Source organism: Pseudomonas sp. NY8896, assembly GCF_039634505.1.
On sequence record NZ_CP132350.1, the window covers coordinates 3,060,475 to 3,076,123 of the forward strand.

The 15,649-nt window shown below is 62.9% G+C and carries 12 protein-coding genes; 6 read left to right on the plus strand and 6 right to left on the minus strand.

What is annotated here, in order from left to right:
* Positions 1–2: 2 nt before the first annotated feature.
* From Q9451_RS13795 to Q9451_RS13805, 3 genes are read right to left on the minus strand one after another with little or no spacing between them, the layout of a single operon-like run.
* The gene (locus tag Q9451_RS13795; protein WP_012272952.1) at positions 3–1,202 is read right to left on the minus strand and encodes an LLM class flavin-dependent oxidoreductase; all 1,200 of its coding nucleotides are present in this window, start codon (positions 1,200–1,202) and stop codon (positions 3–5) included.
* A 12-nt stretch (positions 1,203–1,214) separates the two neighbouring features.
* Positions 1,215–2,438 carry a lipase family protein gene (locus tag Q9451_RS13800; RefSeq protein ID WP_012272951.1) on the minus strand — a complete coding sequence of 408 codons (1,224 nt, stop codon included), beginning with the start codon at positions 2,436–2,438 and terminating at the stop codon, positions 1,215–1,217.
* Between the two features lie 11 nt (positions 2,439–2,449).
* A complete protein-coding gene (locus tag Q9451_RS13805) occupies positions 2,450–3,523 on the minus strand; it encodes an ABC transporter substrate-binding protein (protein WP_012272950.1) in 1,074 nt (357 codons plus the stop codon).
* A gap of 294 nt (positions 3,524–3,817) precedes the next feature.
* Between Q9451_RS13805 and Q9451_RS13810 the strand changes: the two genes are divergently transcribed.
* Positions 3,818–4,876 (plus strand): sigma-54 dependent transcriptional regulator, encoded by a 1,059-nt coding sequence (locus Q9451_RS13810; RefSeq protein ID WP_012272949.1) that lies wholly within the window; start codon positions 3,818–3,820, stop codon positions 4,874–4,876.
* A 72-nt stretch (positions 4,877–4,948) separates the two neighbouring features.
* On the opposite strand, the gene Q9451_RS13815 is transcribed toward Q9451_RS13810, so the two are convergent.
* From Q9451_RS13815 to Q9451_RS13825, 3 genes are all read right to left on the minus strand, one after another.
* Positions 4,949–7,348: a TonB-dependent siderophore receptor gene (locus Q9451_RS13815; protein WP_012272948.1), complete on the minus strand. Its 2,400-nt coding sequence runs from the start codon at positions 7,346–7,348 to the stop codon at positions 4,949–4,951.
* Between the two features lie 98 nt (positions 7,349–7,446).
* Positions 7,447–8,418, minus strand: coding sequence for a FecR domain-containing protein (locus tag Q9451_RS13820; RefSeq protein WP_012272947.1), 972 nt, complete (start codon positions 8,416–8,418; stop codon positions 7,447–7,449).
* On the minus strand, positions 8,415–8,933 hold the full coding sequence (locus Q9451_RS13825) for a sigma-70 family RNA polymerase sigma factor (RefSeq protein WP_345960954.1): 519 nt from the start codon (positions 8,931–8,933) through the stop codon (positions 8,415–8,417). Before Q9451_RS13825 ends, Q9451_RS13820 begins: the two co-directional genes overlap by 4 nt.
* Before the next feature lie 171 nt (positions 8,934–9,104).
* Here Q9451_RS13825 and Q9451_RS13830 point away from each other — a divergent pair, with 171 nt between their 5' ends.
* From Q9451_RS13830 to Q9451_RS13850, 5 genes are all read left to right on the plus strand, one after another.
* A complete protein-coding gene (locus Q9451_RS13830) occupies positions 9,105–9,614 on the plus strand; it encodes a sigma-70 family RNA polymerase sigma factor (protein WP_012272945.1) in 510 nt (169 codons plus the stop codon).
* Between the two features lie 3 nt (positions 9,615–9,617).
* A complete protein-coding gene (locus tag Q9451_RS13835) occupies positions 9,618–10,565 on the plus strand; it encodes a FecR domain-containing protein (RefSeq protein WP_012272944.1) in 948 nt (315 codons plus the stop codon).
* Positions 10,566–10,679: 114 nt separating this feature from the next.
* Positions 10,680–13,166: a TonB-dependent siderophore receptor gene (locus Q9451_RS13840; protein ID WP_012272943.1), complete on the plus strand. Its 2,487-nt coding sequence runs from the start codon at positions 10,680–10,682 to the stop codon at positions 13,164–13,166.
* A 58-nt stretch (positions 13,167–13,224) separates the two neighbouring features.
* Positions 13,225–13,710: an isochorismatase family cysteine hydrolase gene (locus tag Q9451_RS13845; RefSeq protein ID WP_012272942.1), complete on the plus strand. Its 486-nt coding sequence runs from the start codon at positions 13,225–13,227 to the stop codon at positions 13,708–13,710.
* 79 nt (positions 13,711–13,789) lie between these two features.
* A complete protein-coding gene (locus Q9451_RS13850) occupies positions 13,790–15,640 on the plus strand; it encodes a DUF3857 and transglutaminase domain-containing protein (protein WP_012272941.1) in 1,851 nt (616 codons plus the stop codon).
* Positions 15,641–15,649: the final 9 nt, after the last annotated feature.

The following is a 15,649-nucleotide window of genomic DNA, read 5'->3' on the forward strand; positions in this document are numbered from 1 at the left end:
CGTCAGGCTCCGTTGCTGGCGTGCAGTTGCACGGGTTCGGCTACAGGGCGGGCAAGGGCTGCGCGCTGGTCACGAAAGTGCGGCAGGATGTGCTCGCCGATGCGGTAGGCTTCTTCCAGGTGCGGGTAGCCGGCCAGGAAGAACAGATCGATGCCTATGCCGTGGTACTCGCGGATGCGCGCCACTACGTTGGCGTAGCTGCCTACCAGCGCGCAGCCGGGCGGGATGCCGATGTAGCCGAAGCCGGTCCACACATTGGGGTGGATGAAGAAGTCGTCGAAGGCCTGTTGCTCGTCCTTGTCGTTGTAGTCGTGCTCATAGCTCAGTTTGCGTGCCGTGCGCAGGCCCGCATGGGCAGCGCGAGCCTTGACCGTGCCCTTGGCCACGCCTTCGTCGAAGAAGCGCTTGGCCTCGGCCAGTGCCGCCTCTTCGGTATCGCGAGCGATCACGTCGATGGACAGGCCAAAGCGAATATCGGTGCGGCCCCACTTCAGCGCGCGGGCGCGGATATCGGCGATCAGCGCGGCAATCTCGTCCGGGTGCTCGGCGCGCATCAGGTAGAAGTCGGCGTGCTTGGCCGCGAATTCGCGCGCTGCCACCGACGAACCTGCCGTGCAGATCAGCGGCAGCTCGGCTTTTTTCAGCGGGCCGCGCAGGCCACCGCCCTCGGCGCGGTAGTAGGTGCCTTGGTAGTGGAACTGCTCGTTGTGCCAATAGCCGCGCACCATGTCCATGAACTCGGTGGCGCGGGCGTAGCGCTGGTCATGGTCTTCGAAGTCACCGACCTGGCGCTGGATGGCATCCGAACCGCCATTGATGATGTTCCAAACCAGGCGATTGCCAGTGGCGCGTTGGTAGGTCGCGGCCTGCTGCACGGCCACCCATGGGGTGTAGTGATAGGGCTGGAAGGCGGTGACGAATTTCAGCGTGCGGGTTTCACGGGCCAGCAGCGAGCACACCGTCCACGGCTCTTCGCCGGTGGGGGCATTGACCATCAGCGCGCCGCCAAAACCGTTTATTTCAGCGGCGCGGGCGATTTGGCCGAGGTAGTCGATGTAGGTGAAGTGATCACCCACGGCAAACCCCGACACCGCACCGGTGCTGGGCCCGCCCGCATGCCAGTCGCCGCGGTTGCGCGGGTCGCCGGGAAGGAACTGGGTTTCGCCATGCAGGGGCAGGCGGGTGAAGAATTCGATGCTCATGGGCTGGCCTCCTTACTGGACGCTTGGGCTGCAATTAGGGGTGACCGGTTGGCCGCTGATGACCTGGCGGGCGAAGGGGATGGAGTCCTTCAACGAGGCATTCACCGTTTCACTGTGGCCCAGGCCTTTGTACAGGTGGCCCTGCACCACCGAGCCTGCCTTGCAGGCGTCCTGCATCAGCGCTACCTGGGTGGCGGCGGCGGGGGTCTTGTCCTCGGCGCCGGTGCCGATGAAGATCGGCTGGGCCAGCTTCAAGGTCGGGTACGACACCTGCGCCAGCCAGGGCTTGAGCTTGTCGCCCTGGTAGTCCTTCTTGGCATTGGCCGGGGTCAGGCCGGTGCCGACCACGTCGCTGACCAGTGCTGACAGGCAACTGGTGCGCGCCTGCTCGAACAGTGGCAGGGCCTTGTCGGTGTAGAAGTCGCGCGGGTCGATGCTCGGGTCATACTGCTGCGCGGCAAGCAGCGTGTAGAAGCCGTAGGCCAGGGCCGGGTCGACCTTGTTCTGGTCCTGTTCGCCGACATTTTTCGAACCCACGGTGTAGATCACCCCTGTGCCGATACTGCCCTTGACGCCCAGCTTGGGCGCATAGGTTGCCGCATAGGCCCCGGCGGCAAAGGCCCCGGCCCCCCCTTGCGACTGGCCAATGATCAACACCTTGTCGGCCAGCCCCGGTACGCCGGCGACCACGGCCTTGGCCGCATCGAGAATGCCGTAAGCGGCCATGCGGTTGTTCAGCAGTGGGTGGCCGCCCGGTACACCCAGGCCCTGGTAGTCGGTGGCGACGATGGCATAGCCTTCATCCAGCCAGCGGTTGAGGTATTGCACGTCGCGGTAGCTGCGCCCGGCCCAGGACGGCGCGCAGATATCCGCCACGCCGACGGTGCCATGGCCCCAGCTGGCGACCGGCCAACCGCCCGCGGGTGCCTTGCCTTTGGGGATGAACAGCGCACCAGAAACCACGATTGGCGTCTTGCCGTCGATACCGTCCAGCGAGGTGTACAGGATGCGTTGTGCGCTGGCCGCATTGGGCAGGCTCAGCGCCTGCTCGAGCGGTTCGCTGCGCAGCAGTTTGCCGGGCGTGGCGGGGATGGCCTTGGTCCAGGTGTAGAAGGCCGACACGCGGCCATCGCCTTGTTGCGGGTCAGGTTTTGGCGCGTAGGTTTCGGCGGCCATGGCGCCGATGGACAGGGCCAGGGCGCTGAGGCCGAAGACGAGCGAAGCAGGCAGTTTCATGGGAAAGGCTCTCAAGGTTGTTGGCTGATCTGGGCGTCGAGGGACGGCCAGTAATGGGTCAGTTGCAAGTCGATCAAGGCCTGGCGGGTAAAGCCCGTGGCCAGGTCGCTGGTAATGTCGTAGGGCGTGCGAATCAGCCGGTTGGCCAGTGCGTACTGGCCCAGGGCGTCGTAATGGGTTTTAAGCTGCGCATCGCTTTTTGGCGCCCAGCGCGCTTGCCAGGCCACGGGGTCGTCCTGGTCGTCACGGCGTAGCACGCTTTCACTGACCCCTGCGCGCGATGACAGCGCGTAGTAGGCGTCGCGGTTCTGTTCCTGGGAAATCCACCAGGCCGCGCGCACCCAGGCGGTGGCCACCAGTTGCGTCAGGTCGGCGTGCTGCTGCACGAAGCGGTCGGTGCCCCACAGGTCCGAGACCAGCCGCCAATCATTGGCGCCTTGCTTGGTCGACCAGAGAATGCGCGCCACGCCTTTGTCTTCCAGGGCATAGGCTTCGTTGAGCAACACGGCGGCATCGACCTTGCCGGCGGAAACCGCAGCGGCGCCCACTTGCGGGTTGAGGTTGGCGATCTTGAAATCACTCAGTTTCAGGCCTTGGCTTTCGAGGAAGTTGCTGAAGGCGAACTCCCACGGGCGACCACGGTGCAGGGCCAGGCGTTTGCCCTTGAGGTCCTGGATGCTGCGCACAGTGGAATTGCTCGGCACCACCAGGTAGATGTTGTTGCCGCTACCGCCCGGCACCACCAGCTTGCCCGGCACCTGGCCAGACCCGGCGATGACCGAAGGCAGGTCGCCACGCACGGCAAAGTCCAGGCTGTCGTTGCTGAAGCCTTCGTTGATCTGTGGCCCGGCGCCGGCATGGGGCAGGGCGGTCCATTGCAGTTTCACGCCGCGGGCGGCCAGTTGCTGTTCCAGCCAGCCTTCCTCGATCACCCGGCCGGGGATGCCGCCGAACACCGGCGCCCCGCCCTGGGTGAAGGCGACGATGGCAATGCGCACCGCCGCCGGTGGCTCGGCTGCCAGCGCAGCCAGGCTGAGGAACAGGCCGCCCAACAGAGCAAGGGCATGACGCCAGGGATTGTTCATGTGCAGCTCCAGGCAAAGGTTCTACAGGCCAGGAGCGAAATGCATGCCAGCCCTTCGAAAATTGGCTGCAGACCATGCGTGGTGGGGCTTTCAGCCAGGGTTAGGCTGCGTGCGGCGGGCCGGGCCTGCTGGCCGGCGGGCAGGCGAGTGCTGGCGGGTTGCTGCTGTGGCAGCAATGGGCTGCTGAAAAATCGAATATTTCTAATTCGAATATATAAATATTAATTAATAATTTTTTGATCTAATTTGTTTCATGCACTATTGGCCTGCGCGTCAACTGCCAGGAATGCCCCTATGTCGCTGATCACCCACCCCAATGCCCGCGAGCTGACCAAGTCGGTACGTGCCACCGTGCTCGTGTTCAAGGACCCGCGCTCCCAGGAGCTGCTCAGCCGCATCGAGCGCCTGGCGCCCAGCGAGGCCAACACCCTGATCATCGGCGAAACCGGCACCGGCAAAGAGCTGGTCGCCCGTCACATCCACCACCTAAGCCGCCGCGGGCGTGAGCCATTCGTGGCGGTTAACTGCGGTGCCTTTGCCGAAACCCTGGTGGAAAGCGAGCTGTTCGGCCACGAAAAAGGCGCGTTCACCGGCGCCACCAGCAACAAGGCCGGCTGGTTCGAAGCAGCCAACGGCGGCACGCTGTTCCTCGATGAAATTGGCGACTTGCCGCTGAACATGCAGGTGAAGTTGTTGCGGGTGCTGCAGGAGCGTGAAGTGGTGCGCCTGGGCTCACGCACGCCGATCCCGATCAACGTGCGGCTGGTGGCAGCGACCAACGTGAACCTGGCTGATGCAGTGGTGGCGGGGCATTTTCGTGAAGACCTGTTCTACCGCCTGCATGTCGCCACGATTCGCTTGCCGCCGCTGCGAGAGCGACCGGGGGACATCCTGCCGCTCGCGGAATTCTTCATCGAGGAGCATTGCCGACGCCTGGGTTATGAGCGTGCCTCGTTGAGCCCGGATGCCGAACGCAAATTGCTGGCGCATAGCTGGCCGGGCAACATCCGCGAGCTGGAAAACGCCATTCACCATGCGTTGCTGGTGTGCCGGTATCAGGTGGTGGCACCGGCGGACCTGCACCTGGTCGATATGCGGCCACAGGTAGCGGCGCCGGTTGCACATGCCTACTTGCCGACAGCCAGCGCGGCACCACCTGACCTGGAAAGTGCGTTGCTGGCGTTGTTCGAGCAGAATGTGCCGAACCTGTATGAGCATATCGAGGAGACAGTGTTCAGAGCGGCGTATCGATACTGCCACGGCAACCAGTTGCAGACGGGGCGCTTGCTGAACATCAGCCGTAACATTGTGCGGGCGCGGCTGGAAAAGATTGGCGAACTGTCGAAGGCATGAGGTGCCTGTGTTGGGGCTGCCGCGCACTTATCGCGGGCAAGCCCGCTCCCGCAATTTCGGCGGCGTACCCAGCTACCAGCGATAGGTCAGGTCGGCGGTTACGGTGCGCCCCGTTCCCAACAGGCAGGCTACGGTGGCGAAGCAGCCGGCCACGTAGTACTTGTCGGTCAGGTTTTTCACATTGAGCTGCGCCGACAAGCCCTGCAGGCCGTTGTTGGCCTTGCCGAAGTCGTAAGACAGCATGGCATCGACCAAGGTGTAGCCAGGCACTTCGAAAGTGTTCTGCGCATCGCCAGAGGTGGCGCCGGTGTAGCGCACGCCAAGGCCGCCGCCAAGCCCGGCCAATGGCCCGCCCTGCAGGGTGTAGTCGACCCACAGCGAGGCCAGATGACGTGGGACCCGCACCGGTGCATTTCCCTTGTTGCTGACGCCCAGCGCGTTCGGGTTGTCCTTGGTTACCTCGACATCGTTGTAGGTATACGCGGTGATCAGGTTCAGCCCCGGCAGCGGTTTGGCTACGCCTTCCAGCTCCACCCCGCGCGAGGTCACTTCACCCTGCTGCACGCTGAAGCCCAGGTGCTCGACATCGGTCGTGGCCACGTTCTGCCGGCGCAGGTCGAAGGCTGCCACGGTGATGTAGTTTTCGCTGCCTGGCGGTTGGTACTTGATGCCCACTTCGTATTGCTTGGCTGTTTCCGGTTCGAACGGGGAACCGTCGAAACTGTTGCCACTGGCCAGTTTGAACGACTCGCTGTAGCTCACGTAGGGGAACAGGCCCATGTCGAAGCTGTAGCCGAACGACGCGCGGGCAGTGGTGGCCTCGTCGGTGATCACCTGGTGGCTGCCATTGATGCGATTGGTGCTGTCCTGGCGCGCCCAGTCGTGACGCACGCCAAGGGTGGCGACCCAGTTGTCGAGGTGCAATTGGTCCTGCAGGTACAGCCCGACCTGACGGTCGTCGCGGGCGGTGGACAGCAGTGAGGTGTAGCGGGAAGTGTCGATCGTTACACCGCGCACCGGGTTGTAGATGTTGATCGATGGCGCGTCGCCGTGCTGCACGTCCTGGCTGCGGTGGCCGCGCAGGTAGTCGGCACCCAGCAACAGGTCATGGCGCAATGGGCCGGTGTTGAAATTGGCCAGCAGTTGGTTGTCCAGGGTGTAGTTGTCGCTGTTGTAATCGCGCAGCTCGTAATAGCGGGCCAGGGTGTTGCCATTGATCACACCGCTGTTGCGAAACAGTTGATCCTGATAGCCGTGCATGTGGCTGTAGCGTAAGTTCTGGCGGAAGCTGAAGGTGTCGTTGATGCGATGGCTCAGCTCATAGCCCAGGTTGTTCATCTCTGACTGCTCGCGGTCGAAGCCCGGCTCGTTCAGCGAGCGGTGGCGGGGTACGCGGCCGTTGGGGTTGGAGCCGTCGAACAGGGAGTAGGCCATGTTCGAGGTGAACAGGTTGGTGTTTTTCTGGTACGACGCCAGCAGGGTCAGGCTGGTGTCTTCATTCGGTGCCCAGGTCAGGCTGGGCGCGACGTACTGGCGGTCGTCCTTGATACCTTCGATCTCGTTGTCGGCATCACGGCCGAGCATCACCAGGCGGTAGGCCAGGGTGCCCTGGCTGTCGAGCAGGTCGCCGACATCCAGGCTCAGTTGCTGGCGGTCGTGATTGCCGAGCGACAGACCGACTTCACGGTGGGCTGCAAACAATGGTTTTTTCGAGACCAGGTTGATCATGCCGCCAGGCTCGCCCTGGCCGTAGATAACCGACGCCGGCCCTTTGAGTACCTCGATGCGCTCCAGGCCAAACGGCTCCGGCGCGTAATAGCCAATGTTGTTGTTGCGCAGGCCGTCGGTGTAGGCATCGCTGTTGATCTGCTGGAAACCACGCACCATCAAGGTGTTGTCGGTGGGGTTGTTGCCAGCGACGTTGGCGTGCACGCCAGCGGTGTAGCTCAAGGCTTCGGTAACGGTCTGTGCACCTTGGGCCTTGATCCGGTCACGGGTCACCACCGACACCGAGGCGGGGGTTTCCAGCAGCGCGCTGTCGGTCTTGCTGGCGCTGCTGGCGCTGCTGGCGCGGGTGGCCAGGTAGCCGTTCACGGCACCGTAGGCGCTGTCGCGATAGGCATCGACGCTGGTGGGCGCCAGTTGCAGGCCCGCACCTTGTGCCGCAGGTTGCAGCCGATACTGGCGTTCGCCGCTGGGCACGGCGATCAGGCCACTGCCCAGCAACATGCGTTCCAGGGCCTGTTCGGGGGTGAATTCGCCTTGCAGCGGTGCGCTGGCCTTGCCTTGGCTGAGCACGCCATCGCCGACAATGTAGATACCGGCCGCACTGGCCAGGCGGTTGAGCTGCTGGGCCAGCGGGCCGGATGGCAGGTCGTAGCGGCGCGGGCTGTCGTCGGCCATCACCGGGGTGGCGATCAGCAACGGCAGAGCCAGCAGCAGAGGGCGCAAGGTAAACGGGAGCAGGGGCATGGGTGTTCCTTGTGGGGGCAGATGAAGCTGGGTGTTCATCTGCTAATCCGAACGAGCCGGGTAAAACCGGAACACCCCTGCGCAAAAAAACGGTGGGTTCAGCGTGGCTCGATGCTGTACCACCAAGGCAAGGTCTTGCGCACCTTGATCGGCAGGGCGCTTTCGAGCATGGCCAGGGTGCGTTCCGGGTCATTGGCTGGGAAGTTGCCCATCACCCGCAGCGCCTGCACTTGTGGAGCAACACCGAGATGACCGGGCAGGTAGGCACGCAGTTGTTCGCTGAACTCGCTAAGGCTGATGTCGTTGGCCAACAGACGGCCATCGCGCCAGGCCTGGCGCGACTCGTCCACCGCACGGGGCGGTTGTGCGCCATGGCGGTCGAAATCCGCTTGCCATCCTGCCGCAACCACCAGGCTGCCTGCGCCATCTGCGGGGTGAAGGCGCACGGCACCGTCGAACACGCTCAGGCGTGCGGCCTGGTCGCGTTGCCAGACGCTGAAGCGGGTGCCCAACGCTTGCAGGCGGCCGTGACGGGTGTCGATCACGAATGGCCGGCTGTCATGGGCGGTTTCTACCAGTACTTCACCGGCCAGCAGCTCCAGGCGGCGCAGGTTGGCGCGGTAGTCGATGTTCAATGCGGTGGCACTGTTCAGCCACAGTTGGCCGCCGTCCGGCAGGCGCAGGCTGCGCACTTCGCCGGTGCCGGTGCGCTGGTCGGCGCTGAGTGCCTGCAGCTGTCGCCTGGCGGCAGGTAGGCGCCAGCCGGCCAAGGCCAGCAGGCTGCCGCCGCACAGCAAACCGAGCAGTCCAACCGCGCGACGGCGGTCGAGGTCGGTGCGGCGCACGCTGCCCAGTGCCTGCAGTGAGGCGTCGGCCTGTAGTTTCAGCGGTGAGAAACGCTGACTGATGCGTTGCACATGGTCCCATGCCACCTGGTTGGCGTGTGCAGTCCCGAGCCATTTCTGCCAGCGCAACTGCAATTGCAGGTCTTGCGGGGCGGCAAGCAACTGCGCATACCAGTTGGCGGCTGCCTGCAAGGTGGCGTGGTCCGGGCGCTCGCTGGCGTTCATGGCAGGTCCAGTTCCAGCAGCAGGCACTGGTACATCGCCTGGGCCATGTACTTGGTCACGCTGCGTTCGGAAACCTGCAGCTGCCTGGCGATTTCCCGGTAGCCCAGGCCCTGTACGTGGGCCAGCAGAAAGGCCTGGCAGACCTTGTCCGGCAATCGCGCGAGCATTCGCTGCACCTGCTCGAGTGCCTCGAACACCAGTGCACGCTCTTCCTCGCTGGGTGCCAAGGGTTCGGGCAGGGCGGCCAAGGCCTCCAGCCAAGCCTGCTGCAGGTGCTGACGGCGCCAGAAATCGATGCACAGATGGCGGGTGACGGTGCTCAGGTAGGCGCGCGCGTGCTGCTCGGTCTGGAATTGCTGCGGCTTGCTCAGCAGGCGCACGAACACGTCATGGGCCAGGTCGGCGGCATCACTGGCATTGCCCAGGGGCTTGTGCAGCCAACCGCGAATCCAGCCGTGGTGGTTGGTGTAATAGGTGTGAATCTGCTGGCTGTAAGCGGAGTCGAGACGCGACATCGGGGCATCCTTACGCTATGCGACAAGGTCTCATATGAGAATTTTTCGCAATGGTAGGCCAGGGCTGATGAACACGGCAACACTATCTGATGGCGAGATACGATTGCTAAGCCCTGCAAGACTCGGGTTAAATGAGAGTCATTATTAAAGACGTTCTGATCGGTTCAACCCATGCCCTGCGCTGACCCTTCCCTGCAAAAAGCCGTGCACACACTTTACGAGGACCATCATTCCTGGCTGTGCGGGTGGCTGCGCGGCAAGCTCGGTTGTGTGGAGCATGCCGCCGACCTGGCCCAGGACACTTTCATCCGGGTGCTGACCCTGCGCAAGGCCGCTGAGCTGCGACAGCCACGGGCCTATTTGAGCAGCGTGGCCCGCAGCCTGATGATCGACATGTTCCGGCGACGGGCACTGGAGCAGGCTTACCTGGAAACCCTGGCGACACGGCCCGAGCTGGTAGAGGTTTCGCCCGAGGCGCGCCTGCTGATCATCGAGACCTTGATGGAGATCGATCGCCTGCTCGACGGCCTGGGCACACGCACCCGCGAAATCTTCCTGATGGCCCAGCTCGATGGCTTGAGCTATGTGGAAATCGCAAGGCGCCTGAATGTGTCGCTTACCACCGTCAAAAAGCATGCAGTGCGGGCGCTGACCCATTGCCTGCTGCTGGCTGAGGCGTGACCGGTGACAGGTGCAGACCCCTTGGATCGCAACACGCTGGAGGCTGCCGCACGCTGGTACGTCGAGCTGCGCTGCGAGGCTGACGAGGCCACGCGAGCGGCACATCGGCGCTGGCTGCTGAGTGACCCGCGGCACCAGCAGGCCTGGGAGCGGCTGGGGCGTTTGCAGGGCACGCTGCAGCAGGTTGCGCCGGGTATCGCGCGGCCCATGTTGAACAGTGCCAGGGCCAAACGGCGTGAGGTGCTCAAAGTACTGTCGGTGCTGCTGATGGCGGGCGCAGCAGGTGGGCTGGCATTGCGCGAAGGTGGCGTTGCCAGCTTGATGGCTGACTTGAGCACTGGCGTTGGCAAGCGCCGTTCATTGCAACTGGACGACGGCAGCCAACTGCAGTTGAACACCGACACGGCTGTCAACGTTCGCTATACCGCCGACATTCGCGCACTTGAATTGCTCAAGGGTGAAATCCTGGTGCAAACCGTGCCGGATGCATTGTCTCGCCCGTTCATCGTGCACACCAGGCAGGGCAGTGTCCGCGCGCTAGGAACACGCTTTACGGTGCGCTGCGACAGCGAGACCAGCCGGGTTTGCGTGCTGGAACATGCCGTGGAAGTTCGCAGCGCACGTGGCGCGGCGGTGGTGCGGGTAGGCGCAGGCCAGCAATTGGCATTTCGCCTGGAAGAGATCGGTGCCCTGACACCGGCTGCGGCCATGGCAGACGCCTGGGCCCGTGAAATGTTGGTCGTGGATGACTGGCGCCTTGCCGATGTTGTCAGCGAGCTGCAGCGGTATCGCCCCGGGTACCTGGGCTGTGATGAGGCCGTCAGTGATTTGCGGTTGTCCGGGGCGTTTCATTTGAGCGATATCGACAGTGTCCTGGAAAACCTCACCACCACGTTACCTGTGCGTATTCGTCGCTTCAGCCGCTACTGGACGCGTGTCGAGGCGGCCTGAAGCCTGTCCTTGTTTTTTTGTCAGAGGGGTTATCGATTTTCGTTCTCGTTCGACTTGTAGGTAGACGCGCACCAAGCGCACTGAAAAAACTGCCGCAGGGCGAAAGGAAACCGCATGCTCGCTGTCAACGAATGCAACCGTACTCTCCCGATCAACCCGACCAAAGCCAGCCTGGCGCGGGCCGTGCATCGCGCGCTGTTCAGCGTGGCGTTGGCGACCCCGCTGGCAACGGCGATGATCGCTCAACCTGCCGTTGCCCAGACCCAGGCTGAAATGCGCTTCGACATACCCGCTGGCGCGCTTGGCACGGCACTCACGCAATTTGCCTCGGCCGCCGCTGTGACGCTGTCGTTCGAGCCGTCATCGGTGCAGGCGCTGCATTCGCCTGGGCTGCACGGCCGTTACAGCGCCGATGCGGGCCTGCGCCAGTTGCTGGCCGGCAGCCGATTGCAGGTGCTGAAGCAGGGCAGTGGCAGCTACTCGCTGCTGCCCATGGTGGGTGATGATTCCACCTTGCAGCTCGATACCACCAGCGTTACCGGCACGGCCGTTGAGTCCGCCTATGGGCCGGTAAGCGGCTACGTCGCCAGCCGCAGCGCGACCGGCACCAAGACCGACACGCCGATTCTGGAAATCCCCCAGGCCATCAACGTGATCACCGCCGACCAGGTGCAGGCGCAAGGGGCGCGCAACCTGACCCAGGCGCTGCGCTATACCCCGGGCCTGGCCACCGGCGGCTTCACCGACCGCAACAGCATTGCCGACGAAATCACCAGCCGTGGCTTTGCCCCGACCCCGTTGTATCTGGACGGCGCCTACTTGCCGTACGCCGGCAGCCTGGGCGGCGCCCCCCAGATCGACCCCTACACGCTGGAGCGTATCGAGGTGCTCAAAGGCCCATCGTCGGTGCTGTACGGGCAAAACCAGCCGGGCGGGCTGATCAACATGGTCTCCAAGCGCCCGACCCGCGAGCAACGTAGCCAGGTAAAGCTGGGCGCCGGTAGCTACAACCGGGTCAACGGTGCCTTCGATACCAGCGGCCCGCTGGACGAGCAGAAGGTCTTCACCTATCGCCTGGTCGGCGTTGCCGACAAAGGCAACGAAATGGTCGCCCATGCCCACAGCGAGCGCTTGCTGCTGGCACCCAGCTTGACCTGGGCGCCGAATGAAGACACCTCGCTGACGTTGCTCGCTCAGGTTCAGCGTGACGATGGCCTGCCCGACTACCAGACGCTGCCGATGATCGGTTCGCTCAAGCGTGGCCCGACAGGCCAGCATATCGACCGGGACTTCTTCTCGGGCGACTCGCATTACAACGATTACAAACGCAACCAGTACATTTTCGGCTACGACTTCAACCACCGTTTCAGTGACGAGCTGGCATTTCGCTCTACCGCGCGCTACACCGATGTCCGTGACCGCTACAAAGGCTTTTACCTGCGCAGTTTCGTGACAGAGGGCGATGGGGTGGACTACACCCGCGCCAACCGGGTGAAGCTCGACTGGCGCCAGCACAATATTTCGTACACCGTCGATAACAACCTGGAATACAAGTTCAATACAGGGGCCTTGCAGCACACCGCGCTGGCAGGCGTGGACTACCGTCACTTCACGCGCAAGTACGATGGCTATAACGCCTACAACGTGCTGCCCGTCGATCTCTATGGCAAGAACAACTTCGACACCAGCAGCATCACCCCGGTACTGGATACCCGTTGGGACAATACCGTGCGCCAGACCGGGGTTTACCTGCAGGACCAGATCAAGCTGGACAACTGGATCCTGACCGTAGGCGGGCGCCAGGACTGGGCCGAAATCGACAACAAAGACTTGTTGGCGCACAGCATTGCTTCCCAGCGTGACAGCAAGTTCACCGGGCGCATCGGCCTCACCTATGTCACCGAGTTTGGCCTGGCACCCTATGTCAGCTATTCCCAGTCGTTCTTGCCAACCTTGGGCACGGCGGCCCCAGAGCGTGGCGGCAAGGCGTTCGAGCCCACTGAGGGCGAGCAATACGAAGTGGGGCTGAAGTATCAGCCGTTCGAGGGCACCTTGTTCACGGCCTCGGTGTTTCAGGTGAAGCAGAAAAACGTGCTGACCGGCGATACCGAGTACCCGCAGTACGAGTCGCAAAATGGCGAGGTGCGTTCGCGTGGGGTGGAGCTGGAGCTCAAATCCAGCATCGAGAACGTTGATGTCCTGGCCGCTGCCACCTACATCGACTCGTTCTATACCAAGAGTACCTATGGCGACCAGGGCAACCGCAACGAGTCGCAGGCCCCGGTGTCTGCCTCGCTGTGGGTGGACTATCACTTCACCCAGGCCATGCTCAATGGCCTGACCTTTGGCGCCGGTGCCCGTTACACCGGCCGCAAGCCGGGCAACTCGGCCAATACCTTCGATGTGCCGGCTTATGCCGTGTATGACGCTACCGTCAGCTACGACCTGGGCAAACTCGACCCAAGCCTGCGTGGCCTGCAGGCCAGCGTGAATGTGCAGAACATCTTCGACCGCGAGTACGTATCGGACTGCAACTACGCATTTGGCTGCTACTACGGGCAGGAGCGGGTAGCTTCGGTAGAGATGACCTACGACTGGTGATCAAGCCCCGGCGCCACGCGTTATACTCCGCGCCATTTGCCTATGGCCGGAGTACGCTATGCGCCAGGTTTTGCTCATCGTCGATGTCCAATCCACCTTCAGCCCACCCGAGTGGCTGGTCGATGGCCTGCGGCGTTTGTCGGCCAACATCCCCACCATTGCCTCGGTCGAGTTGCATGATGAACAGGTCACGCCGTTCGAGCGCCAGCTCGGCTGGCACCCGGCCGCCGAGGACGAAAGCCTGGTCGAGGCCGACCAGGTATTCGTCAAACATGGCTACGGGCAACGTGCCGAGGCGATTGAGTACATTCGGCAATTGGGTGTGGAACGGGTGCTGGTGTGTGGGTTGCAGACCGAAACCTGTGTGCTGGCCGCAGGCTTCGCCCTGTTCGACGCAGGGTTGATGCCAACGCTGGTGACAGACATGACGGTAGGGTCTTCGCTGGACCGCTCGGGCAAGCTCGGTATCGACCTGTGGAAGCACCATTTTCGGCAGGTCACCACCTCATCCGAAGTACTGGCCGAACTGGCCATGCAAGGGTAGTGCATGTAGTCACTTTGCCATCATGCGGTGACAATGCGTATCATTGTCGATTGTAAACCGCTGATCGAGAAGGATCTCCATGCTGAAAATGCTCCGTCTGGCAGCTGTTCTGCTGCCTGTAACCCTGGCCTGGTGTAGCCATGCCCACGCCTTCACCGACGGCACCGACCGTTCCGTCACCCTGGAGAAGATCGCGCAGACGTTCGTGGTACAGAAAGACGGCAGCTTCCGTCTGGATGTCGACAGCGTCATGCTGATCAACGAAGACCGCGCCATCAAGACCAATGCCCAGCACCCGTTGAGCTACAACCGGTCACTGGAAACGCTGGAAGTGGTCGAGGCTTATACGCAAAAGCCCGACGGGCGCAAAGTGCAGGTGGATGCCGCGCACATCAAGGAGCAGCAAGAGCAGGCGTCTGCCCAGGCACCGATGTTCCAGGACTCGGTCAACAAGGTGGTCATCTTCCCCGAGGTTGCGGTGGGTGACCGGCTGGTGCTGCGTTATCAACGTAACCGCTCTACGCCATTGTTCCCTGGGCAGTTCGAAGACATCACCGTGCCGCAGTTCTACCCGGTCGGGCAGTTTTCGCTGACCTACGAGATGCCCCAGGGCATGCCGCTGCAGGCCGATGCCCGTGGTTTCAAGGCGTCGCCGCCTGCCACGAATGATGGCCGTACAGTGTATCGCTGGGACTATGTACCGGGCGCGCGGGCGCGGATCGAGACGGGGGCGGTGTCGTACCTGGATTACGGCCACTACCTGGCAGTGTCGACGTTCTTAGGGTTCAAGGACTTCGCCCAGGCCTATCAGACCAGGGCCACGGTCGAGGTCACCCCTCAGATCAGCGAGCTGGCGAAGCGCCTGACCGCCGGTGTGCCCACAGCCCGGGAAAAGGCCCTGACCCTCAGTGATTGGGTGCGCCAGAATATCCGCTATGTGGCGGTGTATGTCGGTGCTGGCGGGGTGGTGCCGCATGCCGCGCAAACCGTGCTGGACAACCGCTACGGCGACTGCAAGGACCATGTTACGCTGCTGGAGGCGCTGCTGAGCGCGGCAGGTATCAGGAGCACACCGGCGCTGGTGAACCAGGGCAACGCCTATGTGTTCCCCAAAGTGCCGACCTTGGGTGTACTGAACCATGTGATCACCTATGTGCCGAGCCTGGACTTGTACCTGGACTCGACCGACCCGTCGATCGCGGCGGGTTACCTGCCGTTGACCGTGCTGAACAAGCGCGTGCTGCTGACGGCCACCGGCGAGTTCGGCAAAACCCCGGCCATGCAGCTGAACCAGGTTTCCAGTGATTTGCTGTTCAAGGTCAAGGCCGATGGTGCCGCCGACTTCACCAACGTTTCCACGGTGAAGGGCTGGGCCAGCGAGATGAGCCGCTTTGGCTTGCAACTGATGAAACCGGCAGACCGCGACATGCTGGTGGAAAAAGTGCTGGCCGCCTACGGCCAGCGCGGCAGTGGTTCGTTCAAGGTCGCGCCGCCCGTGGGCAATGGCGATTTTGTCAGCACCGTCGACGGGCGCACGGAAAACCTGGTCAACCTGCCAGGGCCGGTGGGCGTGGCGACCCTGACCAGCCTGGCGGGCGGTATCTCGCAGAATGTGTACAGCTTCACCCTGGAAAAGGACCGCAGCCAGAGCTTTGTGTGCATTTCCAACGACACGGTGGAAACGTCGCGCTTCGAGTTCCCGGCCCAGGTCAACGTGCTGGCGATCCCCAAGCCTGTGAAGGTGCACGATGGCAATGTCGACTACAGCGCGCGTTACACCCAGGATGGCAATGCGGTGGTGGTGGAGCGGCATTTCAAGTTCAGCCGACCGGATGTGGTTTGCACGCCAGAAGACTTCACGGCCATGAAACCGGCCCTGGAGGCGATGATCCGCGACCTGCAGAGCCAGATCATCGTGCAGGCGGGGTAAATGGAAGAG

What these genes read in the sequence shown, in the direction of transcription:
- Q9451_RS13795 (WP_012272952.1), bottom strand. Translation starts at nt 1,202, where the DNA reads ATGAGCATCGAATTCTTCACCCGCCTGCCCCTGCATGGCGAAACCCAG.
- Q9451_RS13800 (WP_012272951.1), bottom strand. Translation starts at nt 2,438, where the DNA reads ATGAAACTGCCTGCTTCGCTCGTCTTCGGCCTCAGCGCCCTGGCCCTG.
- Q9451_RS13805 (WP_012272950.1), bottom strand. Translation starts at nt 3,523, where the DNA reads ATGAACAATCCCTGGCGTCATGCCCTTGCTCTGTTGGGCGGCCTGTTC.
- Q9451_RS13810 (WP_012272949.1), top strand. Translation starts at nt 3,818, where the DNA reads ATGTCGCTGATCACCCACCCCAATGCCCGCGAGCTGACCAAGTCGGTA.
- Q9451_RS13815 (WP_012272948.1), bottom strand. Translation starts at nt 7,348, where the DNA reads ATGCCCCTGCTCCCGTTTACCTTGCGCCCTCTGCTGCTGGCTCTGCCG.
- Q9451_RS13820 (WP_012272947.1), bottom strand. Translation starts at nt 8,418, where the DNA reads ATGAACGCCAGCGAGCGCCCGGACCACGCCACCTTGCAGGCAGCCGCC.
- Q9451_RS13825 (WP_345960954.1), bottom strand. Translation starts at nt 8,933, where the DNA reads ATGTCGCGTCTCGACTCCGCTTACAGCCAGCAGATTCACACCTATTAC.
- Q9451_RS13830 (WP_012272945.1), top strand. Translation starts at nt 9,105, where the DNA reads ATGCCCTGCGCTGACCCTTCCCTGCAAAAAGCCGTGCACACACTTTAC.
- Q9451_RS13840 (WP_012272943.1), top strand. Translation starts at nt 10,680, where the DNA reads ATGCTCGCTGTCAACGAATGCAACCGTACTCTCCCGATCAACCCGACC.
- Q9451_RS13845 (WP_012272942.1), top strand. Translation starts at nt 13,225, where the DNA reads ATGCGCCAGGTTTTGCTCATCGTCGATGTCCAATCCACCTTCAGCCCA.
- Q9451_RS13850 (WP_012272941.1), top strand. Translation starts at nt 13,790, where the DNA reads ATGCTGAAAATGCTCCGTCTGGCAGCTGTTCTGCTGCCTGTAACCCTG.